This window comes from Streptomyces sp. NPDC013457, assembly GCF_043089925.1.
Classification (GTDB): Bacteria; Actinomycetota; Actinomycetes; order Streptomycetales; family Streptomycetaceae; genus Streptomyces.
Genome location: NZ_JBICBL010000002.1, coordinates 614296 through 638240, shown reverse-complemented (window position 1 = coordinate 638240; position 23945 = coordinate 614296). Strand labels below are relative to the sequence as shown.

Genomic DNA, 23945 nt, shown 5'->3' with positions numbered 1-23945 from the left:
CCTCTCGCCATCGCAACGAGAGATGAAGAGAGGGAGGGCGCCGCATGCGCCGATACACGAGGACCCTGGTCGCGTCCGCGCTCGCCGTCACCGTCGTCGCCGGGACCGCCGGGTGGGCGTCCGGGAGCGCGCAGCGGGCCGTGACCGGGCCGCCCGTCGGGGCGGAGGCCTGGATCGCCGACGGGCTGCCCGACCCCGAGCGGACCAGCCCCTCCGACATCGCCGCGTTCTTCCGCGACATGGAGCCCGCCCGGCAGCGGGAGCTCCTCCGCACCCATCCCTCCGTCGTCGGCAACCTCGACGGCGTTCCGCCCGAGCTGAGGTACGAGGCCAACGCCCGTACCCTCGGCGGCCGGTACGCCGGTCAGCAGGTCCTGGCCGTCGACCCGCGCGGACGCGGCCAGATCGCCCTCGTCTCCGGCGACCTCACCTCCGCCGAGCACGTCGCCGTCGTCGTTCCCGGCTCCGACATCGACGCCGGCAACCTCCGGCCCCTCACCGACATGGCCGACGCCCTGCGGCGCGCCACCGACGGCCGTACCGCCGTCATCGCCTGGGCCGGCTACACCACCCCCGTCGGCGCCGGGGTCGACGCCGCCACCGGCTACCTGGCCGAGGCCGGGGCCGGCCGGCTGACCCGGCTGACCGACGGCCTGGCCGCCGTCGGAGCGCCCGCGCCCTCCCTGTTCTGTCACAGCTACGGCTCCGTCGTCTGCGGCCTCGCCGCCCACGGCCTCAAGGCCAAGGACCTCGTCGTCTTCGGCTCCCCCGGCATGCGCGCCGCGAACGTCGGCGCACTGGGCACCTCGGCCCGCGTCTGGGCCGCCAAGGACCCCTCGGACTGGATCGACAGGGTCCCGAACGTCTCGTTCGCCGGCCTCGGGCACGGCGAGGACCCCACCGACGCCGCGTTCGGCGCGCGCCGTGTCCCCGCCGACGACGCCCGGGGCCACGACGGCTACTTCGCGCCCGGCACGCAGTCCCTCCGTACCTTCGCCGCCATCGCCCAGGGGGATGTCCGATGAACACGCTCGCCGAACGCATCGAGGCCCGAACCCCCGCCCACCGCGACCGCGCGATCGACGGCCTGCGTGCCCTCGCCCTCCTGGCCGTGCCGACCGGCCACTGGCTGCTCGGCGGGTTCACGCTCTCCGCCGACGGCGCGATCCACAACGCCAGCCCGCTCGGCACCTTCGGCGGACTCGCTCCCGTCAGCTGGATCCTGCAGCTGCTGGGGATCTTCTTCCTCGTCGGCGGCTACGCGTCCGTCCTGTCGTACCGTCGCCACGAGGGTTCCGCCGCGAGCTGGCTGGGGGGCCGCCTCGCCCGCCTCGGCCGGCCCGTCCTCGGCGTGACCGCGGTCTGGGCGGTCCTGCTGCCGCTGCTCCACTACGGGTTCGGGGTGCCGGGTGACACGCTGCGGACGGCGTCCACGCTGGTGATCCAGCCGCTGTGGTTCGTCGGGGTGTACACGGTCGTCACCGCCCTCACCCCGCTGTGCGTGCGCGCCGCCCGCCGGGCGGGCGTGTGGGCGGCGGCGCCCCTGCTCGTGTCGGTCGCCGTCGTGGACCTCCTGCGCTACGGACCGTACGCCGACGCGATGCCGTCCTGGCTGAGCGTCCTGAACATCCTTCCCGGCTGGCTCTTCGCCTACCAGCTCGGCGTCTCCTGGGGCGAGGGCCGGGTCACCCGGCGGCACGCCTGGGGCCTGCTGCTCGGCGGCGCGGCGCTGTTCGCCGCGCTGCTCCTCGCCTTCGGCTACCCGGCCTCGATGGTCGGCGTGCCGGGCGAGGCCCGCACCAACTCCCACCCGCCGTCGCTGCTCGTCCTCGCCCTCGCGGCCGGGCAGAGCGGCGCGGCGATCCTGCTCCGCGAGCGGCTCGGGAAGCTGCTGCGGCGGCCGGCGCTGTGGGCGCCGGTCGTGGTCGTCAACCTGTCCGCGATGACGATCCTGTGCTGGCACCAGACGGCGATGCTCGCCGCCGCGATCCCGGCGTCGTACGGGGGTGAGGTCCCGGGCCTGGTCGGCGCGCCGGACTCGGTCGGCTGGATCCTCGCCCGGCTCGCCTGGATGCCGCTCTTCGCCGGGCTGCTGGTCCTGATCGGGCGGTTCACCCGCGGCTTCGAGGCCCCCTGGACCCGCACCGGCCCCGCCCGCCGCACCGCGGCAGGCCTCCTCGCCACCGGCTTCGCCGCCTTCGCCCTGGGATTGGCGTGAGGGGGTGGAGTGGGGGCGGGGTGACTGGGAAGCGGGGCCCGGCCCCCAGCCCCGGGCCGGCGTGAGGCCCGGCGGGCGCCCCGGAGCCGACGCGAGGCCGAGGGCCGGCGTGAGGCCCGGCGGGCCCCCCGGAGCCGACGCGAGGCCGAGGGCCGGCGTGAGGCCCGGCGGGCCCCCCGGAGCCGACGCGAGGCCGAGGGCCGGCGACGGCCCGAGACGCGGCGTTCAGGCCCGAGACGCGGCGTCAGGCCCGAGAGGCCGCGCGCGGCCGGGGCGGTCGGCGCCTTGGGGAGCCCCGGACCGCTGTTACTCCCGCGCAGCCGACGTCGAGCTCATGTCCGGGTAGCGGTCGCCCGCGACCTGGGAGGCGATCGGTTCCAGTTCCGCCAGTTCCGGGGCCGTCAGCTTCAGGCGCGTCGCCGCCGCGTTCTCCTCCAGGCGGGAACGCTTGCGGGTGCCCGGGATCGGGACCACGGTCAGGCCGTGGACCTCGGCGCGCTGCTGTACCCAGGCCAGGGCCACCTGCGCCGCCGTCGCTCCGTGGTCGGCCGCGATCTTGTGCACCGGGGCGAGCAGCGCGCTGTTCCGTACCGCGTTCTCGCCCGAGAAGCGTGGCTGGTACGCGCGGTAGTCGCCGCCCGACAGCTCCTTCGACGCGTCCGCGAACGCCCCGGTCAGGAAGCCCCGGCCCAGCGGGGAGTACGGCACGAACGTCACCCCGAGCTCCGCCGCCGCGCCCACCGCGCTGCGCTCCACGTCGCGCGAGAAGAGCGACCACTCCGACTGCAGCGCCGTGATCGGGTGCACCGCGTGCGCCTCGCGCAGCTCCGCACCGGTCACCTCGCTCAGCCCCAGGTACCTGACCTTGCCCTCCTGCACGAGCTCCGCCATCGCACCGACCGACTCCTCGAAGGGGACCTCCGGGTCCCGCCGGTGCATGTAGTAGAGGTCGATCGTCTCGATCCCGAGGCGGCGCAGGCTCGCCTCCACGGCCTGGCGGATGTACGCCCGGTCGTTGCGGATGCCCCGGTGATGCGGATCGTCCGCGCGCCGCTCGACGGCGAACTTGGTGGCCAGCGTGACCTCGTCCCGGTGCCGAGCGAGGAACGGCGCCAGGAACTCCTCGTTGGCACCGCTGCCGTAGATGTCCGCGGTGTCGATCAGGGTGACGCCCGCCTCCAGCGCGGCGTCGAGGGTGTCGCGGGCGGCGGCCTCGTCCGTGTCGCCGTAGAACTCGCTGATGCCCATGGCTCCGAAGCCCTGGACGCCGATCTCCGGCCCGTCCTGGCCGCCGAGCCGTACCGTGTCGATCCTGGTGGTCATGAGGTCGTGCCTCCGCAGATGGTTCCGTAGTGCCCGATCTTGATGTCGAGCACGGCGAGCGCGTCCTGGAGTTCGCCGATGCGGGCGAGGACGTCCCGGCGGGTGCTCTCCAGCAGCTCGCGCCGTTCGTCCCGGGTGTGATCGCCTTCCCGCACCAGTTCCGCGTACCGCACCATCCCGGCGACCGGCATCCCGGTCAGCCTGAGCTTGCCGACGAACGCGAGCCAGTCCAGATCGCGCTGGGAGAAGCGGCGCTGGCCGGTGTGCGAACGGTCGACGTGCGGCATCAGCCCGATCCGCTCGTACCAGCGCAGGGTGTGCGCGGACAGTCCGGTCAGGGCGGCCACCTCGCTGATGGTGAAGTGTGCGGCGCTGCTCTCGATCACGCTCATGGTCTCCACGCTAGAACCCTAGAGCGCACTCCAAGCAAGTAGGCTCGGCCCCATGTCCTTGCAGAGCCTGGCGTTGATCGAGAACTGGCCCGTCCCCACCGCGGCCGCCGCCGTCGTCCGTGCGGACGGCACCCTGGCCGGGGCGCACGGCCCCACCGGACAGCGGTTCCCGCTCGCCTCCGTCACCAAGCCGCTCGCGGCGTACGCCGTCCTCGTCGCGTACGAGGAGGGGGCGATCGACCTCGACGAGCCGGCCGGGCCCGAGGGCGCGACGGTCCGGCATCTGCTGGCGCACACCTCGGGGCTCGCCTTCGACGAGCCGCGGATCATGGCCGCGCCCGGCACGCGCCGCCTCTACTCCAACACCGGGTTCGAGGTGCTCGGCGACCACGTCGCCAAGGCGACGGAGATCCCGTTCGCCGACTACCTCCACCAGGCCGTCCTGGAGCCGCTGGGCATGACCTCGACGACGCTGGAGGGCTCGCCCGCCAAGGACGGCGTCTCGACGGTCGACGACCTGGTGCGGTTCGCGGCCGAGGTGCAGGCGCCCCGGCTGCTCGACGCGCGGACGGTGCTCGACGCGATGACGGTCTCGTACCCCGGTCTGACCGGCATCCTGCCCGGTTACGGCCATCAGCGGCCGAACGACTGGGGGCTCGGCTTCGAGATCCGGGACGGCAAGGCACCGCACTGGACGGGGGCCTCGTCCTCCCCGCGGACGTTCGGGCACTTCGGGCAGTCGGGCACGTTCCTGTGGATCGACCCGGACGCGCGCGCCGCGTGTGTGGCCCTGACGGACCGGGCCTTCGGTGCGTGGGCGGTGGAGGCGTGGCCGCCGTTCACGGACGCGGTCCTCGCGGAGCTGCGCGACTGAAACCCCAGGTCAGGGGCGGGGCGGCGGCTCGGCGGCGAAGGTGCGGCTCGGCGCGGCGGCGAAGGTGCGGGGCCCGCGCCGCGTACGCGGTCTGCGTCAGGGCGTGTTCGTGTGGGTCGGGGACGGCTGCGGGCCCGTCGTGCCCGTGGGCCCCGGGGCGGGCCGGCCGCCGCCCGTGCCGAAGAGGTCGGTCGGGGCGTTGGACGGACCGCCCTCCGTCGGGGCGTCCCGCTCCGCCGGGGTGCCCGTCTCCGCCGCGGCCGGGGTCACCTCGAACTCGTCGCAGCGCTCGGCGGGGCGCGCTCCGCCCGGACCCGACAGGACGACCGCGATCCGTCCGTCGGTCTCCTCCGCGTAGGCGGCCGTGCACACCAGCTGGCGGGCGGCCGCACCGTCCAGGTCTCCCAGCGGGAAGTCGAGACTGACCCGCAGCCGGCGCTCCCCGCGCTCGTCGATCTCGACGTTCACCAGGGGCCCCTCGCCTCCGGCCGTCCCCGCCCCTTCCGGCAGCCGGGTCGACAGGCCCGCGGCGCGCTCCGCGGCGTTCGTACCGCGGAGCAGCAGGGAGAGCGCCGGGGGCGAGGCGACCCCGAGTCCCCGTGGATATGTGGCCACGATCTGCTCCCGCAGCAGCTGGTCCGTGTCCAGCGCGCGGGCCGCCGGGGTCAGCCTGCCGTCCACGTCGACGAAGAACAACAGCACCCGGCCGACCTCGCCCGGGGCGACGGCGATCGTCGCCGGCCCGCCGGCCTCCACGACGTCGCTCTGTTGGATGCCGCAGCCGGTGAGCGCGAGAGCGCCCGTCAGGAGGGCCGCGCCGAGCCCGGTTCCGCGCCTCACCGGGGGATCCGCACGGTGAAGACGGCGCCGCCGTCGGGGTGGTTCGCGGCCGTGACGGTGCCCCCGTGCAGCCGGACGTTCTCCAGGGTGATGGCGAGTCCCAGTCCGCTGCCCGCAGAGCGGGTCCGGGCCTGGTCCGCCTTGAAGAAGCGGTCGAAGACGTGCGGCAGGACCTCGTCGGCGATGCCGGCGCCCCGGTCGGCGACCTCGGTGACGAGCCAGTCGCCGTCGGTACGCAGGCTCACCGTCACCGGCGCCTCACCGTGCCGCAGGGCGTTGCCGACGAGGTTGGCGACGACGAGGTCGAAGCGGCGCGGGTCGAGCCGGACGCGCACTCCGTCGGGCAGCTCGGTCCTGACGAGTTCCGGGTCGGTCCAGCGGCGCTGCTGAAGGGTCTTGCGGACGCAGTCGGCCACGTCGACCTCGTCCAGATGGAGTTCGGCGGCCCGCGCGTCGAAGCGGGAGATCTCCATCAGGTCCTCCACGAGCACCGCGAGCTTGCCGGTCTCGGCGCTGATGAGCCGGACCGCCCTGGCCGTGTCGTCGTCGAGCGTGTCCGCGTCCTCGTCGAGGACCTCGGTGACGGCGAGCATCCCGGCGAGGGGGGTGCGCAGCTCGTGGGAGACGTCGGAGGCGAAGCGCCGGGCGCGCGCCTCTGCGTGCCGCAGCTCGACGACGGAGCGTTCGAGCGCGGCGGCCGACTCGTTGAACGTCCGCGCGAGATCGGCGAGTTCGTCGCTGCCCTTGACCTGGATCCGGGCGTCGAGCTCGCCGCGCCCCATGGAGTCGGCCGCGCGTCGCAGCTCCCGTACGGGACGGAGCACGCTCCGGGCGGCGAGCAGGGCCGGGATCAGCGCCACGGCGAGCGCGGGCAGGGCGCCGTCGCGGGCGGCGAGGACCATGGCCTCGACGTTGGCCTCCTCGACGTCGAGTTCCATGACCGCGTACAGCACGAGGCCGGTGCGGTGGACGGCCTTGGCCGGGGTGTGCGCCCGGAAGACGGCGGGGACGGCGACGGTGAGGTAGGGCCGGCCGTTCTTGACCACCCGCTGGAAGCTGCCGTGGGCGGATTCCTTGGCACGGGAGCGGAGTTCGGGCGTGATGACGGTGGAGGTGGGGCGGTCGGCGGACGAGACGCGGAGGGAGCCGTACTCGGCGTAGACCCGCCAGGGCCGCGGCTTGCCCTGGCGGGCGATCTGCTGGAGATCGAAGCGCAGCGAGTCCTTCTCGACGGGCAGCGTCACGTTGAGGACCTGGACACGCTCGCGGAAGGCGGAGACGGCGGTGTCCTGGGCCTGTTCGAGGACGGCGTTGCGGGCGGCGCGGTAGGTCAGTGCGGCGGTGGTGCCGCAGCCGACGGCGGCGACGAGGAGGAAGGCGAGGACGAGCCGGGTGCGGAGCCCGAAGGGGCGGTGGCGGCGTCGCGGAGCGCGGCGTCCTTTCACAGCGGTCCGAAGCGGTAGCCGAAACCGCGGAGGGTCTGGATGTAGCGGGGGGCGCCGGCGGGGTCCTCGATCTTGGTACGCAGCCGGCGGACGCAGGCGTCCACGAGGCGGGCGTCGCCGTGGTAGCTGTGCTCCCAGACGTGTTCGAGGAGTTGCTGGCGGCTGAAGACCTGCTCGGGGTGGGCGGTCAGATGCAGCAGGAGCTTGAGTTCGGACGGGGCGAGGGCGATGCGCTCACCGGACTTGGCGACGGTCAGTCCGGCGCGGTCGATGGCTATCTCGCCGTGGAACTCGACGGCGGGGCGACCGGCGCCGGGCTCCTCGATGCGGCGCAGGACGGCGCGTATGCGGGCCTCGATGACTTCGGTACGGGCGGGTTTGACGATGTAGTCGTCGGCGCCGGCCTCCAGGCCGACGACGATGTCGAAGTCGTCGCCGCGCGCGGTGAGCATGATGATCGGCAGCTGGCTGGTCTCCCGGATCCGGCGGCAGACCTGGACGCCGTTGACACCGGGGAGCATCAGGTCGAGCAGGACGAGGTCGGGCCGGAACTCCGCGAGCTGCGCGAGCCCCGCCTCGCCGGTCGCGGCGCCGCGGACGTCGTGCCCGCGCCGGCGCAGCCCGAGTTCGACCCCTTCGCGGACGGAGGGGTCGTCTTCTATGAGAAGAACGCGAGGCATATCGGCAGTATCCCAAAGTGAGAAGAGGGGCAGGGGGGCCGGTCGGGGGTGCGGATGGCGAGGCTCAGGTGCGGCGGGTCAGGCCGCTCAGGCGGTGTCCCGCGCCCGCCATGAGGGCCTGTACCTCGGTGAGCCTGAGCGGCCGGGCGAGCAGGGCGAAGACGGCGAGGATGGTGAGGGTCCCCGCCGCCCCCGAGGCGAGCGCGCCGGCCGGGGCGGTCGTGTCGGCGACGAGCAGCCCGAACCCGGCCGCGGGCGCGGCGGCCACGAGCAGCCGAGCGAGCGCGGAGACGGACCCGGAAGCGCCGGCGCCGGGTGGGGAGGACGCGGTCGTCGTGGCGGTCGGGGGTTCCTCGCTCCTCGTAACCGGCCTCGGCCGGCTGAGGCGGCGTCGGAGTGCGTACGCCGTCAGGGCCCAGCCCGACCACAGCGCGAGCGAGTAGCCGGCCGCCATGCCCGCCACCGCCCAGGTCGGCGGGAGGAGCGCGTACGCGGTGAGGGACAGACCCGCGTTGACCGCCGCGATCACCAGGTTGAGGAGGAAGGGGGTCCTGGTGTCCCGCAGCGCGTAGAAGGCGCGGGTGCAGACGTACTGGCCCGAGAAGGCGATCAGTCCCGGCGCGAACGCCATCAGGATCCAGGCCATCGCCCGGATGTCGTCCGCGCCGGTCCTGCCGTACTGGAAGACCAGGCCCATCAGCGGCACCGCCAGAGCGAAGAGCGCGCAGGCCGCCGGAACGACGGCCGCGGTGCTCGTGCGGAGTCCGTACGAGACGTCCCGCCGCACTCCCGCCAGGTCGCCGTCCGCCGCCGCCCCGCTCATCCGCGGCAGCAGCGCCGTCACCAGTGAGACGGTGACGATGCCGTGCGGTACCGCCCACAGCAGATAGGCGTTGTTGTACGCGGCGAAGCCGAAGCCCCCGCCCCCGCCGAGCTCCTCCGCCCTCGTGCCCGCCGCCGTCGCCAGCTTCGTCGTCACCCAGTACGCGGCCTGGTTGGTGAGGACCAGCAGCACCAGCCATCCCGCCGACCGCAGGGGCGCCGTCAGCCCGCTGCCCCGCAGGTCGAGGCGCGGACGCCAGCGGAATCCGGCCGACCGCAGCGACGGCACGAGGGCCAGCGCCTGCAGCGCGATGCCCGCCGTCGTGCCCCAGCCGAGCAGCGCGGTCTCCCCCGCCGTCAGTCCGCCGCCCGCCGCGGTCGCCAGGTAGAGCGCGAACACCCCGATGACGACGAGGTTGTTGAGGACGGGCGTCCACATCATCGCGCCGAACCGGCCCCGGGCGTTCAGGACCTGCCCGAGGAGGGTGAAGAGTCCGAGGAAGAAGATCTGCGGCAGGCAGTAGCGGGCGAAGGCGACCGTCATCGACTCGCGTGCGCCGCTGTAGTCGGTGTACGCGTCGATGATCGCGGGTGCCGCGAGCACCGCGCCGGCCGTCAGCACGAGCAGCGCGCCGGCGCAGACCGTGAGGAGGCGGTCGGTGTAGGCGACACCGCCGTCCTCGTGCTCCTTGGCCGCCTTGACCAGCTCGGGCACGAAGACCGCGTTGAGGGCTCCTCCGAGGAGCAGCATGTAGACGATGGTGGGTATGGAGTTGGCGACCGCGTAGCCGTCGGCGATGCCCCCGACGCCCAGCGCCGCGGCGACGACCGCGGACCGTACGAAGCCGCTGGCGCGCGAGACGAGCGACCCGGCGGCCATCACGGCGCCGCTGCGCAGCACGGAGGGCGCGCGCCGCGCGGGCGCCTCCGCCACGGTCGCCGTCATCGACGGGCCAGGTAGGCCTGGAAGGCCCGGTACAGCGTGTGGTTGGTCGTGCCGTCCAACGGTTTCTCCCACTCCCCCAGCGTCTCGACGGCCTGCCCGCCCGTGCCGAGCTTCCAGCGCAGCAGACCGTGGGCGCGGTCGTCCGGATCAAGGGTGGAGGGTATCCCGCGCATGTCGTAGACATCCGCGCCGAGCGCGTGGGCGTCGGTGAGCATCCGCCACTGCAGGGCGTTGGAGGGCCGGACCTCGCGGCGGTGGTCGGCGGAGGCGCCGGTCTGGTACCAGACCCGCCTCCCCACCGTGATCATGGTGTGAGCGGCGAGCGTCTCGCCCTCGTGGCGGGCGAGGTAGAGCTTCATCCGGCCCGGTTCCTCGGCGTTGAGGACCGCGTACTGGCGTTCGTAGTACGCGAGGGAGCGGCCGAGCCGGAAGCCGTCGCGTTCCTCGGTGACGCGCAGGAGCCGGAAGAACTCGGGCAGGTCGGCCGCCGAGCCGATGACGATCTCGACACCCGACGTGCGGGCCTTGCGGACGTTGCGCCGCCACTCCTGGTTGAGGCCCTTCCACAGGTCGTCGGCGCTGCGGCCGGCGAGGGGGACCTGGTAGACGTGGCGGGGCTGGGCGTCGGCGCCGTCGGAGGCGCTGGTGGAGTCGCCTCCGCAGCGGCGCCAGCCGCGGGAGCGGAGCCGCTCGGCGACGGCGGTGCCGAGCGGGTCGACCTCGTCGGCGAGGACGTCGGCGAGGCGCCGGCCCGGTCCGGTGTGCGCCTTGAGGGTGGCGGCGTTCCAGCGGCGGAAGGCGGGCGAGGGCCCGATGCGTACGGCGAAGGCGCCGGAGGCGCGCAGGTGCCGGAGCAGCGGGGTGAGCCAGCCGTCGATGTCGGGGTCGGACCAGTCGGCGACGGGCCCTTCGGGGAGGTAGGCGAAGTACTTGCGGGTGCCGGGGAAGGCCCGCAGCAGGACGAGGGCGACGCCGGTGAGCCGGCCGTTCTCGGGTCCCCAGCCGAGCAGCTGGTGGCTCCAGCCGTCCTTCACCCCGGCCCAGGAGGGGAGCTGGAGAAAGCCGGCGCCGGCCCCGCCGCGGGCGAGGTGGGCGCGGTACTCCTCCGAGGTGAGGGGCTGCACGCGGGTGGCGTGCCGGGGTGCGGCCGTCACGAGCAGAGCTGACACAACGGGAGCCTCCTTGTTCCGCCCCTCGGTCGTGGGGCGCACAGGATGCTCACAGCCGTCCTTGACCGTGCCGCGCGTCGTGTGTGACCGGACGATGACCGTTCCTCACCAGCCCTTGTCACACAGCGCCGGAGGTGCTTGCCGCGGCCTACAGTCCGGGCATCCCACACCTTTTCCGGAGGCTTCCGTGATGTCCGTACGCACCCGAGCCCGCGCCCGAATACGCCCGGCGCTGGCGGCCCTCGCCCTCTGCGGCTCCCTCACCGCGTGTTCGTCGGGGGCGGTGGGCGCGCCCCGTGACGAGGGGAGCGCGGAGTCCATGGAGGCGCCGGCGAAGGTGACCGTCGCGAGCCCCGCGGCGGGTCGGCCCGTCACGGTCTCCGCGACGGGCGGGAAGCTGACGGAGGTGAAGGTCGTCGACGCGGACGGCGCGGCGCTGACGGGCCGTACCCGGGCGGGCGGGACGTCCTGGGTCTCGGACCGGAAGGCGGCGCCGGGCACCTCGTACCGGGTGGAGGCGACGACCCGTACGGAGGGCGGGAAGGAGGCGACGAGCCGCTCCGCCTTCACGACGGAGAAGGCGTCGCAGGTCAACAGACTGACGCTGGCGCCGGGGAAGAACACGACGGTCGGGGTGGGGCAGCCGCTGTCGATCGTCTTCGACCGGCCGGTGACCCAGAAGGCCGAGGTGGAGAAGCAGCTCAGGGTCACCACCTCGAACGGCACGGTCGGGTCGTGGGGCTGGCTGAAGGACTACTCGGGGAAGGACCGGGTGGACTGGCGGCCGAAGGAGTACTGGAAGCCGGGCACGAAGATCACGCTCGACGCGACGCTGAACGGTACGGACTCGGGCGGGGGCTGGTTCGTACGGGACTACCGGACGGGGTTCACGGTCGGCGGCACGGCGCAGGTGGTGAAGGTCGACCTGGACCGCAAGAAGCTCGTGCTGGAGCGGGACGGGCGCGCGGTGCGCACGATCCCCGTGTCGGGCGGTACGCCGGGCGGCGACAAGCGGTCGTGGCGGGGGACGGCGGTGCTGATGGCGAAGGAGGGCACGATCAACATGAACTCCGAGACGGTCGGGCTCGGCGACGCCTACGACAAGATGGTCGACTACTCGATGCGTCTGACCTGGTCGGGGATGTACGCGCACGCGGCGCCGTGGAACGCGGCGTACTTCGGGCGCGCCAACAAGAGCTCGGGCTGCATCGGCATGAGCGACGCGGACGCGGCCTGGTTCTACGGTCAGGTCCACGCGGGCGACCCCTTCGAGATCCGCGGCGCGGACACGAAGGGCACGGTCGCGGAGGGCAACGGCTACGGGGCGTGGAACCTGAGCTGGGAGCAGTGGCAGGCGAAGAGCGCGGTGGGTCGCTGACACGGGCCGAGGGGTGCCGCCCCCGGCGGCACCGGACGAGGCGGTCCGGTCGGCCACGGCTGGCCCCGCTCAGACGCGGCGCATCTCCCAGAGGAGGACTTCCGCGTCGGCGGTGGCGAGGAGCGCGAGGTCCCGCGCGTCGGTGACGCGGGCCGCGTCACCGGAGGCGAGCTCCTCGCCGTCCAGGCGGACCGCGCCCCGCACCACATGGGCGTAGACGAAGTCCGCGTCCGGGACCGCCGTGCGCTCGCCCGCCTCCAGTCGGCGGACGTGGAGCATCGCGGCCGCCTCGGGGAGGGCGTACGGCGTCGAGTCGGCGATGCCGCGGACGATCTCGTACGCGGGGGCGCCGCCCGGCTCGGTCGGGGCGAGCCACATCTGGACGAAGACGAGGGGCACGTCGGCGTCGTTGCGCTCCTCGTGCCGCACCCCGCCCGCGGAGCTGAGCCGCTGGACGTCGCCGGGCCGGACGACCGTGCGGTGCCCGGCTGCCGTGTCGTGGTGGGTCAGCTCGCCCTCGACGACCCAGGTGACGATCTCGGTGTGGCTGTGCGGGTGCTCGTCGAACCCGGCGCCGGGCGCGAGCCGTTCCTCGTTGCAGGCGAGGATCGCGCCGAAGCGGAGGTTGTCGGGGTCGTAGTGGGCGCCGAAGGAGAGGGCGTGGCGGGTCTCGATCCCGGCCTCCGGGTCACCCCCGGGGTAGCGGTCGCCGGCGCGCTGGATGTGCATCACGGAGCCACGGTATCCCCGGCCCGCGCCGATCGCGGGGGCCGCGCGGAGGGAAGGCCCGCGGCACCCCGGCCACATATCCGTGGCCCGATGAGGCACCCTTAGTCCGTGTCTGAACCGATGAACGCCTCCCATCCGCACTCCGCGACCCTGAAGCGCCTCGAACAGGCCTCCGGGCGGCTGGCCGCCAACGCCATCGCCCGCATGGACGAGACGCTGCCGTGGTACCGGGCGATGCCGCCCGAGAACCGGTCGTGGATCGGTCTGGTCGCCCAGGCCGGTATCGCCGCGTTCACCGAGTGGTTCCGGCACCCCGAGACACCGCAGGCCATCTCCACCGACGTCTTCGGCACCGCGCCCCGCGAGCTGACCCGCGCCATCACCCTGCGGCAGACCGTCGAGATGGTGCGCACGACGATCGAGGTCATGGAGACGGCGATCGAGGAGGTCGCGGCCCCCGGTGACGAGTCGATCCTGCGCGAGGCGCTCCTCGTCTACGCCCGGGAGATCGCCTTCGCGACCGCCCAGGTCTACGCCCAGGCCGCCGAGGCCCGCGGCGCCTGGGACGCGCGTCTCGAATCGCTCGTCGTCAACGCGGTCCTCTCCGGGGAGGCCGACGAGGGCGCCGTCTCCCGGGCCGCCGCCCTCGGCTGGAACTCCCCCGAGCACGTCTGCGTCGTTCTCGGCACCGCCCCCGACGGCGACAGCGAGCTGACCGTGGAGGCCATCCGCCGCGCCGCACGGCACGCCAAGCTCCAGGTCCTGACCGGCGTTCTCGGCAACCGGCTCGTCGTGATCGCCGGTGGCAACGACAACCCGCTCGCCGTGGCGAAGGCGCTGATCGGGCCGTATGCCGCCGGGCCCGTCGTCGCGGGCCCCGTCGTCCCCGACCTGCTCGCCGCGACCCGGTCCGCGCAGGCCGCTGCCGCCGGGCTCAAGGCGTGTTCGGCGTGGCAGGACGCCCCGCGGCCGGTTCTCGCGGACGATCTGCTGCCGGAGCGCGCGATCGCCTCCGACCCTTCGGCCCGTGAGCAGCTGGTGGAGGAGATCTACAGACCGCTGGAGGAAGCGGGCTCGGCGCTGCTGGAAACACTGAGTGTCTATCTGGAGCAGGCGAGCAGCCTCGAAGGCGCGGCGCGCATGCTCTTCGTCCACCCCAACACCGTGCGCTACCGGCTTCGACGTGTGACAGACGTCACCGGATGGTCACCCTCCGATGTGCGTTCCGCCTTTACGCTGCGGATCGCGCTCATTCTGGGGCGCTTGGCCGACGGCGATTCACAGCCCTAGACTTTTGTCGAATACCAACAATTCCCCCGACGGTTCTTCGTCCTAGTCCCCACGGGCGCTTGGAGCCGTCCCCAAGAGAGAGTGTGAGGGTGCTCGTACTCGTCGCTCCCGGCCAAGGCGCCCAGACGCCCGGCTTCCTGACCCCCTGGCTCGAACTCCCCGGTGCCGCCGACCGCTTGGCGGCCTGGTCCGAGGCCATCGGGCTCGATCTCGTCCACTACGGCACGAACGCGGACGCGGACGAGATCCGCGACACCGCCGTCGCCCAGCCCCTGCTCGTCGCAGCCGGCCTGCTCTCCGCGGCCGCGCTCGGTGACGTCTCCCCCGGTGCCGTCGCGGGCCACAGCGTCGGTGAGATCACCGCCGCCGCGTTCGCCGGCGTCCTCGACGACACCGCCGCCCTGCGTCTCGTACGGACGCGTGGTCTGGCGATGGCCGAGGCCGCCGCGATCACCGAGACCGGCATGTCCGCGCTGCTGGGCGGCGAACCTGATGTGACGGTTCAGCACCTGGAGAAGCTCGGTCTGACCCCGGCCAACGTCAACGGCGCCGGGCAGATCGTGGCCGCCGGCACCCTGGAGCAGCTGGCCGCCCTGGAGGCGGACAAGCCCGAGGGTGTCCGCCGCGTCGTTCCGCTGAAGGTGGCCGGCGCGTTCCACACGCACCACATGGCACCGGCGGTGGCACAGCTGGAGGCCGCCGCCAAGGAGCTGACGGTCGCCGCCCCGCGCGTGCGCTACGTCTCGAACAAGGACGGCCAGGTCGTCACCGAGGGCGCGGACGTCATCGCGCGCCTGGTCGGCCAGGTCGCCAACCCGGTCCGCTGGGACCTGTGCATGGACACCTTCAAGGCCCTGGGCGCGACGGCGCTGATCGAGGTGTGCCCCGGCGGCACGCTGACCGGTCTGGCCAAGCGCGCGCTTCCGGGCGTGGCGACCGTCGCCCTGAAGACCCCCGACGACCTCGACGCGGCCCGCACGCTCGTCGCCGAGCACACTGCAGCCTGAGTAAGGAGCCGTAGAGCATGTCGAAGATCAAGCCCAGCAAGGGCGCCCCGTACGCGCGGATCCTGGGTGTCGGCGGTTACCGCCCCACCCGGGTCGTGCCGAACGAGGTGATCCTCGAGAAGATCGACTCGTCCGACGAGTGGATCCGCTCGCGCTCCGGCATCGCCACCCGCCACTGGGCCTCCCCGGAGGAGACCGTGACCGCGATGTCGGTCGAGGCCTCCGGGAAGGCCATCGCCGACGCCGGGATCACCCCGGAGCAGATCGGCGCCGTGATCGTCTCCACGGTCTCGCACTTCAAGCAGACCCCGGCCGTCGCCACCGAGATCGCCGACAAGATCGGCGCCGGCAAGCCGGCCGCCTTCGACATCTCCGCCGGCTGCGCGGGCTTCGGCTACGGCCTGACGCTCGCCAAGGGCATGATCGTCGAGGGTTCGGCCGAGTACGTGCTGGTGATCGGGGTCGAGCGGCTGAGCGACCTGACCGACCTGGAGGACCGCGCGACGGCCTTCCTGTTCGGCGACGGCGCCGGCGCGGTCGTGGTCGGCCCGTCGGACGTGCCGCACATCGGCCCCACCGTGTGGGGTTCGGAGGGCGACAAGTCCGAGACGATCAAGCAGACGGTGCCGTGGGACGAGTTCCTCCCCCAGGCTCTCGACTTCGCTCGGGCAGGGGGGACCCCCACCGGCGACGTCACGAAGCTCCCCCTCAACGAGCAGGGCGAGATCAAGTTCCCCGCCATCACGCAGGAGGGCCAGGCGGTCTTCCGCTGGGCCGTCTTCGAGATGGCGAAGGTCGCCCAGCAGGCGCTGGACGCCGCCGGAATCTCGGCGGACGACCTTGACGTCTTCATCCCGCACCAGGCGAACATGCGGATCATCGACTCGATGGTGAAGACACTGAAGCTGCCGGAGCACGTCACGGTCGCGCGTGACGTCGAGACCACCGGCAACACCTCGGCCGCCTCGATCCCGCTCGCGATGGAGCGGCTCCTGGCGACCGGAAAGGCGAAGAGCGGCGACACGGCGCTCATCATCGGCTTCGGGGCGGGTCTCGTCTTCGCCGCGACGGTCGTTACTCTCCCCTAGGCACTCCGGGATATTCCGGAAGCCCTTTTCCACAGCACATCACAGAAGGAGCGCCACCATGGCCGCCACCCAGGAAGAGATCGTCGCCGGTCTCGCCGACATCGTCAACGAGATCGCCGGCATCCCGGTCGAGGACGTCCAGCTGGACAAGTCCTTCACCGACGACCTGGACGTCGACTCGCTGTCCATGGTCGAGGTCGTCGTCGCCGCCGAAGAGCGCTTCGACGTCAAGATCCCGGACGAGGACGTCAAGAACCTCAAGACGGTTGGCGACGCTGCCGACTACATCCTGAAGCACCAGGCCTGATTCGGCCTCTGCTGACTCGGTCCGCCACCCGGCGGTGGCGCCGTACTTCGACCAACACACACGTGGAGAAAGAATTCCTGTGAGCTCGACCAATCGCACCGTGGTCGTCACCGGTCTCGGCGCAACCACACCGCTGGGTGGCGACTCCGCATCGACCTGGGAAGGTCTGATGGCGGGACGCTCCGGCGTCAGGCCCCTCGAGGGCGAACGATTCGCCGAACTGCCCGTCCAGATCGCGGCGCTCGCCGCGGTCGACCCGGGTGACGTTCTGCCCCGCCCGCTCGCCCGCAAGCTGGACCGCTCGGCGCAGTTCGCGCTGATCGCGGCCCGTGAGGCGTGGGCCGACGCGGGCTACACCGCCCCGGCCGGTGAGGACGAGAGCATCGCGCCCGAGCGGCTCGGCTCCGTGATCGCCTCCGGCATCGGCGGTGTCACGACTCTGCTCGACCAGTACGACGTGCTGAAGGACAAGGGCGTACGCCGTGTCTCCCCGCACACCGTGCCCATGCTCATGCCGAACAGCCCCTCCGCCAACGTCGGTCTGGAGGTGAACGCCCGGGCGGGCGTGCACACCCCGGTCTCGGCGTGTGCGTCGGGCGCGGAGGCGATCGGTTACGCCGTCGAGATGATCCGTACCGGCCGGGCCGACGTGGTCGTCGCCGGCGGCACGGAGGCGGCGATCCACCCGCTGCCGATCGCGGCCTTCGCCAACATGATGGCGATGTCCAAGAACAACGACGAGCCGACGAAGGCCTCGCGTCCGTACGACATGGGCCGTGACGGCTTCGTGCTCGGCGAGGGCGCGGGCGTGGTGATCCTCGAGTCCGAGGAGCATGCGAAGGCCCGTGGCGCGCGGATCTACTGCGAGGTGCTGGGGCAGGGCCTGTCGGCCGACAGCCACCACATCGCGCAGCCCGAGCCGACCGGCCGGGGCATCGCCGCGGCGATGCAGAACCTGCTGGACTCGACCGACCTGAAGCCGTCGGAGGTCGTCCACCTCAACGCGCACGCGACGTCGACGCCGCAGGGTGACGTGGCGGAGATCAAGGCGCTGCGCAAGGTGCTGGGCGACGACCTGGACCATGTCGCGATCTCGGCGACGAAGTCGATGACGGGTCACCTGCTGGGCGGTGCGGGCGGCATCGAGACCGTCGCGACGGTCCTGGCGCTGCACCACCGTGTCGCCCCGCCGACGATCAACGTCGACGAGCTGGACCCGGCGGTCGACGCGGACATCGTCCGCGACGAGCCCCGCGAGCTCCCGCAGGGCACGATCGCCGCGATCAACAACTCGTTCGGCTTCGGCGGCCACAACGTGGTGCTGGCCTTCCGCACCGTGTGACGCGAAGCCACCAGCGAGGCCCACTCCGTGCTCGGGGTGGGCCTCCGCCACGTCCGCCGGACGGAGTCCGGCACAGCGCTCCGAAGCCCGTTCCGCACGGTCTGACTCACCCCGACACGCCGAAGGCCCACCCCGCCGTGGGGTGGGCCTTCGGCGGTGTCGGGTTCCGGGGGGCGAGGGTCAGACGACCTGGTGGAGCCAGCGGACCGGGGCGCCTTCACCGGCGTAGCGGAAGGGTTCCAGTTCGTCGTCCCAGGGCTTGCCCAGGAGCTTGGCGATCTCCGACTCCAGCTCCGTCTCGCCGCGCACCGAGCGGGCCAGCGCGGCCCGCAGGCGGTCCTCCGGGATCAGGATGTCGCCGTGCATGCCGGTGACGGCGTGGAAGATGCCCAGATCGGGCGTGGCGCTGTAGCGCTCGCCCTCGGCGGTCGGGCAGGGTTCCGCGGTGACTTCGAAGCGGAGCATCTGCCATCCGCGCAGCGCGGACGCGAGCTTGGAGGCGGTGCCGGTCTGGCCCTGCCAGGAGAACTCGGCTCTCCAGGTGCCGGGGGACGCCGGCTGGCGGATCCAGTCGAGCTGGACCCTCGCACCGAGGACGCCCGCCACCGCCCATTCGACGTGCGGGCACAGCGCGCGCGGTGCGGAGTGTACGTACAGGACTCCACGTGTCGTCACCGGGACCTCCAGTGTGGGACGAGGTTCGCCTTTCCCAGCGGCCTCAGTAAACAGCATCGGGAGTGAAACTCCGTAAACCCCCGAAAAGGGGACAGCATGTGACGTGATGTAATTTACCGGAGCCGATTGGCAAAGGTGCCTCTGGTTCGACGGGGGAAAAGCTACCGTGCCGCACCGCCCTTGGGGTGACGTACGGTCGGTCCGGGGTGGGGTGGACACCAAGCTTTCACCCGCCAGGACGCCGAACGGACGCCGAGGAGGGGTCGAGAGTGCGCGGCAGAGGCCGTTTCCGTACCCACGTCGCCGCCGCCGGTGCCGCCCTGCTGCTGTGCGCGGGCGCCCTGACGGGGTGTGAGACGGCCGGGCCGGCCGCGACGAGGCCGAAGCCGACCCCGCCACCCACACCCGTCTGGGACCGCACGCCCGCCTCCGTCGCCGCCGTCGGCGACTCCATCACCCGCGCGTTCGACGCCTGCTCGGTCCTGGCGGACTGCCCCGAGGTGTCCTGGGCGACCGGCACGGACACCACCGTCAACAGCCTGGCCCTGCGGCTCCTCGGCGCCGAGGGAGTCGCCGACCGCAGCTGGAACCTGGCGCGGACCGGCGCTCGGATGGCGGAGCTGCCCGGCCAGATGACGCGGGCGGCCGCGCGGAAGCCGGAGCTGGTGACGGTGATGATGGGCGCCAACGACGCCTGCCGTGACCGGGTCGAGCTGATGACACCGGTCGAGGAGTTCCGCGCGGACTTCGAGGCGTCCCTGACCGCGCTGCGCAGGACCGCGCCCAAGGCGCAGGTGTACGTGACGAGCGTGCCGGACCTGAAGCGGCTCTGGTCGCAGGGCAAGGACAGCCCGATGGGCCGCCAGGTGTGGAAGCTGGGGATCTGCGCCTCGATGCTGGCCGACGCCGAGGACCTGAGCGCGTCGGCCGAGCGGCGCCGGTCCCTCGTGCGGGACCGGGTGGTGGCGTACAACACGGTCCTGGAGGAGGTCTGCGCGAAGGACCGGCGCTGCCGGTACGACGGCGGCGCCGTGTTCGGCTTCCGCTTCGACGGCCGGCAGCTCAGCCCGTGGGACTGGTTCCACCCCAGCAGGAACGGACAGGCGCGGCTCGCGGAGATCGCCCACCGGCAGGTGACGGCGCCGGAGCCGCCCGCGTAGGGTTCCGGATCATGAGGATCACGGGTGAACCCTTCGGTTCGGTCGACGGTGCGGACGTCTCGCGCTGGACGCTCCAGCACGGCGCTGTGCGGGTACGGGTGCTGACGTACGGCGGCATCGTGCAGTCGGTCGAGACCCCGGACCGGGACGGTGTCCCGGACGACGTGGTCCTCGGCTTCCCCGGTCTGGAGGGGTACCTGAAGCACCCGGAGCCGTACTTCGGCGCTCTGGTGGGCCGTTACGCGAACCGGATCGCGGGCGGGGCGTTCACCCTGGACGGCACGGCGTACCGCCTCGCCCGCAACGGCGGTCCGAACTCGCTGCACGGCGGGGAGCGGGGCTTCGACAAGCGGGTGTGGGACGCGCAGGAGGTCGAGGGCGGGGTACGGCTCTCCCGGGTGAGCCCGGACGGCGAGGAGGGCTTCCCGGGGCGCCTGGAGGTCTCGGCGACGTACACGCTCGACGACGAGGGGGCGCTGCGGATCGCCTACCGGGCGGAGACCGACGCGCCGACGGTGGTGGCGCTGACCAACCACGCGTACTGGAGCCTGGGCGGCGGGGCGCACGAGCTGCGGATCGCCGCCGGGCGGTACACACCGACCGATGCGACGGGCGTGCCGACCGGGGAGTTCGCCGAGGTCGCGGGGACGGAGCTGGACTTCCGTGCCGGCAGGCCGCTCGCGATCCCGCTGGACCACAACTTCGTGCTGGACGGCGGCGGCCCTGCGGCGGCCGCGGAGCTGTACGCGCCGGCGACCGGCCGGACGGTGACGGTGGAGACCACCGAGCCGGGGCTCCAGGTGTACGCCGACAGGAACATCGGCGGGGTCGCCCTGGAGACCCAGCACTTCCCGGACTCGCCGAACCGGCCGGAGTTCCCGTCGACGGTGCTGCGGCCGGGCGATGTGTACGCCTCGGCCACCGTCTTCCGCTTCGGTACGCGCTGAAGGATCCCGGGGACGACCGGGTGGAGCCCCGGGGCGGTTGTCAGGTTCCGCCCCGGGGCCGGTCATGAGGAGGTCAGACCTCCAGTTCCAGCGCGGCCGTGAGGCGCGTGTCGCCGAGCGAGTGTGCGGCCCTGACCTCGTAGGCGCCGGGGACGAAGGTCCAGTCGTTCTTCTCCTCGTCCCAGATCTCGAAGGCCCGGCGCGGCAGCGGGATCTCGACGTCGACGGACTCGCCGGCGCCCGCCTCGACGGAGGCGAAGCCCGCCAGCCAGCGCGCCGGGCGCTCCACGCCGTCCGCGGTCGGCGCCAGGTAGATCTGGACGACCTCACGGCCGGTGCGGGTGCCGGTGTTGGTGACGCGGACCTTCGCCGCCGTCGGGGTGGCTTCGAGGGAGTCGTACCCCCAGGTGGTGTAGCCGAGGCCGTGGCCGAAGGGGTACGCGGGGGTGGCACCGGCCTTGTCCCAGGCGCGGTAGCCGATGAACACGCCCTCGGTGTAGACGAGTTCGCCGCCCTTCGGGGTGACGTCGGTGACGGGGACGTCGGCGAGGGCGACGGGCCAGGTGGTGGGGAGCCGGCCGCCGGGCTCGACGGCGCCGGTGAGGACGTCGGCGAGGGCGGCGCCGCCCTCCTGGCCGGGGAACCAGCCGAGGAGCACCGCGGCGACGTCCTCGCGCCAGGGCGTCTCGACCGGGGAGCCGGCGTTGACGACGACCACGGTGTTCGGGTTGACGGCGGCCACGGCCCGTACGAGGTCGTCCTGACGGCCCGGCAGGGCGAGGTCCTTGCGGTCGAAGCCCTCGGACTCGACGCGCTCGGTGGTGGCGACGACCACGACGGCGGCGTCGGCGGCGCGGGCGGCCTCGACGGCTTCGGCGATCAGTTCGTCGGGGTCGCGGCGCGGCCCGAGGTGGACGAACGAGAACATGACCGCCGGGAGCGGGGCCGCGAACTCCTTGTCGAGCGGGTGGAGCAGCGACACCTCGACGGTCTCACCCGCGGTGAGGGCGACCTTGGCGCGTTCGACGGGGGCGCCGAAGAAGGCCTCGAAGGGGTCGCTCTCGGCGCCCATCGCCTGGACGCCGTCGAAGACGGTCTCGCCCGCGACGCGGAGCGTGAAGGCGCCGAGGCCGCGGGTGCCGAAGGAGTGCTCGCCGGACTCGCGCGGGGTGAACGTGCCGGTGACCTCGATGGAGTGCAGGGTCTCGTGGGTGACGCCGGCCGGGAGGTCGTCGCCGATCCACTGGACCTGGCCGTTGGGCAGGGTGCCCTCGCCGAGGACGGTGCCGTCGGCGCCGCGGCAGACCGCGCGGAGGGTGAAGCCCTGATCGGCCGGGGTGAGTTCGTCGCTGGGGTCGGCGCCGACGGAGAAGGTGAGCGCGCCGTCGGGCAGGGCGGCGGTGAGTCCTGCGAGCGGGGAGACCGTGTGGTCGGGGAAGACCTGGGCGGAGCCGCCGCCGAGGATGCGGGCGTCGCGGGCGGCGGCGCCGGAGAGGGCGACGGTGCCGCTCGCGGCCAGCGGAAGGGCGGCGTTCTCGTTCCGTACGAGGACGAAGCCGCGGTGGGCGATCTCGCGGGCGAGCGCGTCGCCGTCGATGGTCTCCGGAACTTCGGTGACGACCGGCGGGGCGCCTTCGAGCGCGCCGACGCGGGCGGCGAGCCGCAGCACGTTCCGTACGGCCGCGTCGACGGCCGACTCCTCGACCTCCCCGGCGCGGACGGCGGCGGCGAGCGCCTCGCCGTAGACGGTCTGCGGGCCGGGCATGACGATGTCGAGGCCGCCCTCGATGCCGCCCTTGGTGGAGCGGGCGGCCATCCAGTCGGAGACGTTGGCGCCGTCGAAGCCCCACTCGCCGCGCAGGACCTCGTTGACGAGTTCGTGGTGCTCGCTCATGGTCACGCCGTTGACCTGGTTGTAGGCGGTCATGATGCCCCAGGGGTGGGCGTTCTTGACGATGGCCTCGAAGGGGGCGAGGTAGAGCTCGCGCAGCGGGCGCGGGGCGACCCTGTTGTCGACGGTGAAGCGGTCGGTCTCGGCGTCGTTGGCGACGAAGTGCTTGACGGTCGTGCCGACTCCCCCGTCCTGGACGCCCTGGACGTAGCCGGTGCCGATGGCGCCGGTGAGGTACGGGTCCTCGCTGTAGGCCTCGAAGTGGCGGCCCCCGAGCGGTGAGCGGTGCAGGTTGACGGTGGGCGCGAGGAGGACGTGGACGCCCTTGCGGCGGGCCTCCTGGGCGAGGAGCCGGCCCGCGCGGCGGGCGAGGGCGGGGTCCCAGGCGGCGGCGAGCGCGGTCGGGGACGGCAGGGCGACCGAGGGGTCGTCGGCGGTCCAGCGGACGCCGCGGACGCCGATCGGGCCGTCCGACATCACGACCGACCGCAGCCCGATCTCCGGCACGGCCGGCAGCGACCACATGTCCTGGCCGGCGAGGAGCCGCGCCTTGGTGTCCAGGTCGAGCTTGGCGAGCGCCGTCTCGACGGCCTGCTCCCGGACGGACTCCGCGCTGATCTCCGACACGGCCGTACCTCCTTGTTGACGTCGTTGTGGCGCCCATGGTGGACCGGATACTTGTAGAGCGGTAGGTTATGTTACCGCTTCGTGACCTTGAGATGTCGTACGGTCTCCCCCGGGACGGATCGTTCCGGCGGACGGCGGCAAGGAGAGGGGGCCACGGCGATGGTCCGGGCCAGGAGCGAGGAGCGGCGCTCGGACATCGTGCGCGCGGCTCTCGAGGTGATCGCCGAGCGCGGCTACCGGGGCGCGTCGCTCGGCGCCGTCGCCGAGCGCGTCGGACTGACGCAGCAGGGGCTGCTGCACTACTTCCCCACCAAGGAGGCCCTGCTCGTGGCGGTCCTCGCGGAGCGCGACAAGTGGGACACCAGCGGGGCGGGCTCGCGCGAGGGCTGGCGGCTCGACCTGATCGACTCGCTCGTCGAGTACAACGCGATGCGGCCGGGGATCGTACAGACCTTCTCCGCCCTGCTCGGCGAGAGCGTGACCGACGACCATCCGGCCCGGGCCTTCTTCACCGAGCGCTACACCCAGGTCCGCGCCGAGATGGCGAACGTGCTGCGCCTGGAGTTCGGCGAGCGGCTGCCGAGCGGGCTGACCCCGGAGCGGGCGGCGCCGATCCTGACGGCCGTGATGGACGGGCTGCAGTACCAGTGGCTGCTCGACCCGTCGGCGGTGGACATGCCGCAGGCGTTCCGGGACTTTCTGCGCCTCCTGCACGGAAGCGACAAGTGAGGGCACCGTAGCGGGAGTTGCGGATGAGTCGGGATACTGCGCGGGCCGGTTGCCGACCTGTGCTCC

The 23945-nt window shown here is 72.9% G+C and carries 22 protein-coding genes; 12 read left to right on the top strand and 10 right to left on the bottom strand.

The window, feature by feature from the left end; genetic code table 11:
* Nucleotides 1-44 precede the first annotated feature (44 nt).
* Together ACF1G2_RS08380 and ACF1G2_RS08375 are read left to right on the top strand one after the other, a co-directional pair.
* On the top strand, nt 45-1025 hold the full coding sequence (locus tag ACF1G2_RS08380; protein ID WP_391797484.1) for an alpha/beta hydrolase: 981 nt from the start codon (nt 45-47) through the stop codon (nt 1023-1025).
* Nucleotides 1022-2218, top strand: coding sequence for an acyltransferase (locus ACF1G2_RS08375; RefSeq protein WP_391797483.1), 1197 nt, complete (start codon nt 1022-1024; stop codon nt 2216-2218). Before ACF1G2_RS08380 ends, ACF1G2_RS08375 begins: the two co-directional genes overlap by 4 nt.
* A gap of 306 nt (nt 2219-2524) precedes the next feature.
* Here the strand turns inward: ACF1G2_RS08375 and ACF1G2_RS08370 are convergent, their stop codons facing one another.
* Entirely contained in the window at nt 2525-3541 is a 1017-nt protein-coding gene (locus tag ACF1G2_RS08370; RefSeq protein ID WP_391797482.1) for an aldo/keto reductase, read from the bottom strand.
* A complete protein-coding gene (locus ACF1G2_RS08365; protein WP_391797481.1) occupies nt 3538-3933 on the bottom strand; it encodes a MerR family transcriptional regulator in 396 nt (131 codons plus the stop codon). Before ACF1G2_RS08365 ends, ACF1G2_RS08370 begins: the two co-directional genes overlap by 4 nt.
* Nucleotides 3934-3985: 52 nt before the next feature.
* Here ACF1G2_RS08365 and ACF1G2_RS08360 point away from each other — a divergent pair, with 52 nt between their 5' ends.
* Nucleotides 3986-4807: a serine hydrolase domain-containing protein gene (locus ACF1G2_RS08360; protein WP_391797480.1), complete on the top strand. Its 822-nt coding sequence runs from the start codon at nt 3986-3988 to the stop codon at nt 4805-4807.
* A gap of 96 nt (nt 4808-4903) precedes the next feature.
* On the opposite strand, the gene ACF1G2_RS08355 is transcribed toward ACF1G2_RS08360, so the two are convergent.
* The 5 genes from ACF1G2_RS08355 to ACF1G2_RS08335 form a co-directional block, all read right to left on the bottom strand.
* The gene (locus tag ACF1G2_RS08355) at nt 4904-5647 is read right to left on the bottom strand and encodes a hypothetical protein (RefSeq protein WP_391797479.1); all 744 of its coding nucleotides are present in this window, start codon (nt 5645-5647) and stop codon (nt 4904-4906) included.
* The gene (locus tag ACF1G2_RS08350) at nt 5644-7092 is read right to left on the bottom strand and encodes a sensor histidine kinase (protein ID WP_391797478.1); all 1449 of its coding nucleotides are present in this window, start codon (nt 7090-7092) and stop codon (nt 5644-5646) included. The genes ACF1G2_RS08355 and ACF1G2_RS08350 overlap by 4 nt, the downstream gene beginning before the upstream one ends.
* Nucleotides 7089-7772, bottom strand: coding sequence for a response regulator (locus ACF1G2_RS08345; RefSeq protein WP_391797477.1), 684 nt, complete (start codon nt 7770-7772; stop codon nt 7089-7091). The genes ACF1G2_RS08350 and ACF1G2_RS08345 overlap by 4 nt, the downstream gene beginning before the upstream one ends.
* A 64-nt stretch (nt 7773-7836) precedes the next feature.
* Nucleotides 7837-9540 (bottom strand): murein biosynthesis integral membrane protein MurJ, encoded by a 1704-nt coding sequence (murJ, locus tag ACF1G2_RS08340; RefSeq protein WP_391797476.1) that lies wholly within the window; start codon nt 9538-9540, stop codon nt 7837-7839.
* The gene (locus ACF1G2_RS08335; protein ID WP_391797475.1) at nt 9537-10709 is read right to left on the bottom strand and encodes a lipid II:glycine glycyltransferase FemX; all 1173 of its coding nucleotides are present in this window, start codon (nt 10707-10709) and stop codon (nt 9537-9539) included. The genes murJ and ACF1G2_RS08335 overlap by 4 nt, the downstream gene beginning before the upstream one ends.
* A gap of 190 nt (nt 10710-10899) precedes the next feature.
* Between ACF1G2_RS08335 and ACF1G2_RS08330 the strand changes: the two genes are divergently transcribed.
* Entirely contained in the window at nt 10900-12087 is a 1188-nt protein-coding gene (locus ACF1G2_RS08330) for an Ig-like domain-containing protein (RefSeq protein WP_391797474.1), read from the top strand.
* A 69-nt stretch (nt 12088-12156) separates the two neighbouring features.
* Here the strand turns inward: ACF1G2_RS08330 and ACF1G2_RS08325 are convergent, their stop codons facing one another.
* Nucleotides 12157-12816, bottom strand: coding sequence for a pirin family protein (locus ACF1G2_RS08325; protein ID WP_391797596.1), 660 nt, complete (start codon nt 12814-12816; stop codon nt 12157-12159).
* A gap of 120 nt (nt 12817-12936) precedes the next feature.
* Between ACF1G2_RS08325 and fasR the strand changes: the two genes are divergently transcribed.
* The 5 genes from fasR to fabF all read left to right on the top strand — a co-directional run bounded on the left by fasR (nt 12937) and on the right by fabF (nt 17850).
* Nucleotides 12937-14106, top strand: coding sequence for a fatty acid biosynthesis transcriptional regulator FasR (gene fasR, locus ACF1G2_RS08320; protein ID WP_391797595.1), 1170 nt, complete (start codon nt 12937-12939; stop codon nt 14104-14106).
* 89 nt (nt 14107-14195) lie between these two features.
* A complete protein-coding gene (locus tag ACF1G2_RS08315) occupies nt 14196-15113 on the top strand; it encodes an ACP S-malonyltransferase (RefSeq protein WP_352189290.1) in 918 nt (305 codons plus the stop codon).
* 17 nt (nt 15114-15130) lie between these two features.
* Nucleotides 15131-16201, top strand: a complete 1071-nt coding sequence (locus ACF1G2_RS08310; protein WP_391797473.1) for a ketoacyl-ACP synthase III — start codon at nt 15131-15133, stop codon at nt 16199-16201.
* Nucleotides 16202-16259: 58 nt separating this feature from the next.
* On the top strand, nt 16260-16508 hold the full coding sequence (locus ACF1G2_RS08305) for an acyl carrier protein (RefSeq protein WP_352189292.1): 249 nt from the start codon (nt 16260-16262) through the stop codon (nt 16506-16508).
* Nucleotides 16509-16587: 79 nt separating this feature from the next.
* Nucleotides 16588-17850 carry a beta-ketoacyl-ACP synthase II gene (fabF, locus tag ACF1G2_RS08300; protein ID WP_383169047.1) on the top strand — a complete coding sequence of 421 codons (1263 nt, stop codon included), beginning with the start codon at nt 16588-16590 and terminating at the stop codon, nt 17848-17850.
* A gap of 180 nt (nt 17851-18030) precedes the next feature.
* Here the strand turns inward: fabF and ACF1G2_RS08295 are convergent, their stop codons facing one another.
* The gene (locus ACF1G2_RS08295; RefSeq protein WP_391797472.1) at nt 18031-18525 is read right to left on the bottom strand and encodes a DUF3145 domain-containing protein; all 495 of its coding nucleotides are present in this window, start codon (nt 18523-18525) and stop codon (nt 18031-18033) included.
* A 269-nt stretch (nt 18526-18794) separates the two neighbouring features.
* Between ACF1G2_RS08295 and ACF1G2_RS08290 the strand changes: the two genes are divergently transcribed.
* Together ACF1G2_RS08290 and ACF1G2_RS08285 are read left to right on the top strand one after the other, a co-directional pair.
* On the top strand, nt 18795-19685 hold the full coding sequence (locus ACF1G2_RS08290) for an SGNH/GDSL hydrolase family protein (RefSeq protein WP_391797471.1): 891 nt from the start codon (nt 18795-18797) through the stop codon (nt 19683-19685).
* An 11-nt stretch (nt 19686-19696) separates the two neighbouring features.
* On the top strand, nt 19697-20632 hold the full coding sequence (locus ACF1G2_RS08285; RefSeq protein WP_391797470.1) for an aldose epimerase family protein: 936 nt from the start codon (nt 19697-19699) through the stop codon (nt 20630-20632).
* A 73-nt stretch (nt 20633-20705) separates the two neighbouring features.
* Here the strand turns inward: ACF1G2_RS08285 and ACF1G2_RS08280 are convergent, their stop codons facing one another.
* On the bottom strand, nt 20706-23150 hold the full coding sequence (locus ACF1G2_RS08280; RefSeq protein WP_391797469.1) for a glycoside hydrolase family 3 protein: 2445 nt from the start codon (nt 23148-23150) through the stop codon (nt 20706-20708).
* A gap of 159 nt (nt 23151-23309) precedes the next feature.
* Between ACF1G2_RS08280 and ACF1G2_RS08275 the strand changes: the two genes are divergently transcribed.
* The gene (locus tag ACF1G2_RS08275; protein WP_391797468.1) at nt 23310-23879 is read left to right on the top strand and encodes a TetR/AcrR family transcriptional regulator; all 570 of its coding nucleotides are present in this window, start codon (nt 23310-23312) and stop codon (nt 23877-23879) included.
* Nucleotides 23880-23945 lie beyond the last annotated feature (66 nt).

Bases quoted from the DNA above. Each gene is read 5' to 3' on its own strand.
- ACF1G2_RS08375 (WP_391797483.1), top strand. From the start codon at position 1,022: ATGAACACGCTCGCCGAACGCATCGAGGCCCGAACCCCCGCCCACCGC.
- ACF1G2_RS08285 (WP_391797470.1), top strand. From the start codon at position 19,697: ATGAGGATCACGGGTGAACCCTTCGGTTCGGTCGACGGTGCGGACGTC.
- ACF1G2_RS08380 (WP_391797484.1), top strand. From the start codon at position 45: ATGCGCCGATACACGAGGACCCTGGTCGCGTCCGCGCTCGCCGTCACC.
- ACF1G2_RS08370 (WP_391797482.1), bottom strand. From the start codon at position 3,541: ATGACCACCAGGATCGACACGGTACGGCTCGGCGGCCAGGACGGGCCG.
- ACF1G2_RS08275 (WP_391797468.1), top strand. From the start codon at position 23,310: ATGGTCCGGGCCAGGAGCGAGGAGCGGCGCTCGGACATCGTGCGCGCG.
- murJ (WP_391797476.1), bottom strand. From the start codon at position 9,540: ATGACGGCGACCGTGGCGGAGGCGCCCGCGCGGCGCGCGCCCTCCGTG.
- ACF1G2_RS08325 (WP_391797596.1), bottom strand. From the start codon at position 12,816: ATGCACATCCAGCGCGCCGGCGACCGCTACCCCGGGGGTGACCCGGAG.
- ACF1G2_RS08305 (WP_352189292.1), top strand. From the start codon at position 16,260: ATGGCCGCCACCCAGGAAGAGATCGTCGCCGGTCTCGCCGACATCGTC.
- fasR (WP_391797595.1), top strand. From the start codon at position 12,937: ATGAACGCCTCCCATCCGCACTCCGCGACCCTGAAGCGCCTCGAACAG.
- ACF1G2_RS08330 (WP_391797474.1), top strand. From the start codon at position 10,900: ATGTCCGTACGCACCCGAGCCCGCGCCCGAATACGCCCGGCGCTGGCG.
- ACF1G2_RS08365 (WP_391797481.1), bottom strand. From the start codon at position 3,933: ATGAGCGTGATCGAGAGCAGCGCCGCACACTTCACCATCAGCGAGGTG.
- ACF1G2_RS08360 (WP_391797480.1), top strand. From the start codon at position 3,986: ATGTCCTTGCAGAGCCTGGCGTTGATCGAGAACTGGCCCGTCCCCACC.
- ACF1G2_RS08310 (WP_391797473.1), top strand. From the start codon at position 15,131: ATGTCGAAGATCAAGCCCAGCAAGGGCGCCCCGTACGCGCGGATCCTG.
- ACF1G2_RS08345 (WP_391797477.1), bottom strand. From the start codon at position 7,772: ATGCCTCGCGTTCTTCTCATAGAAGACGACCCCTCCGTCCGCGAAGGG.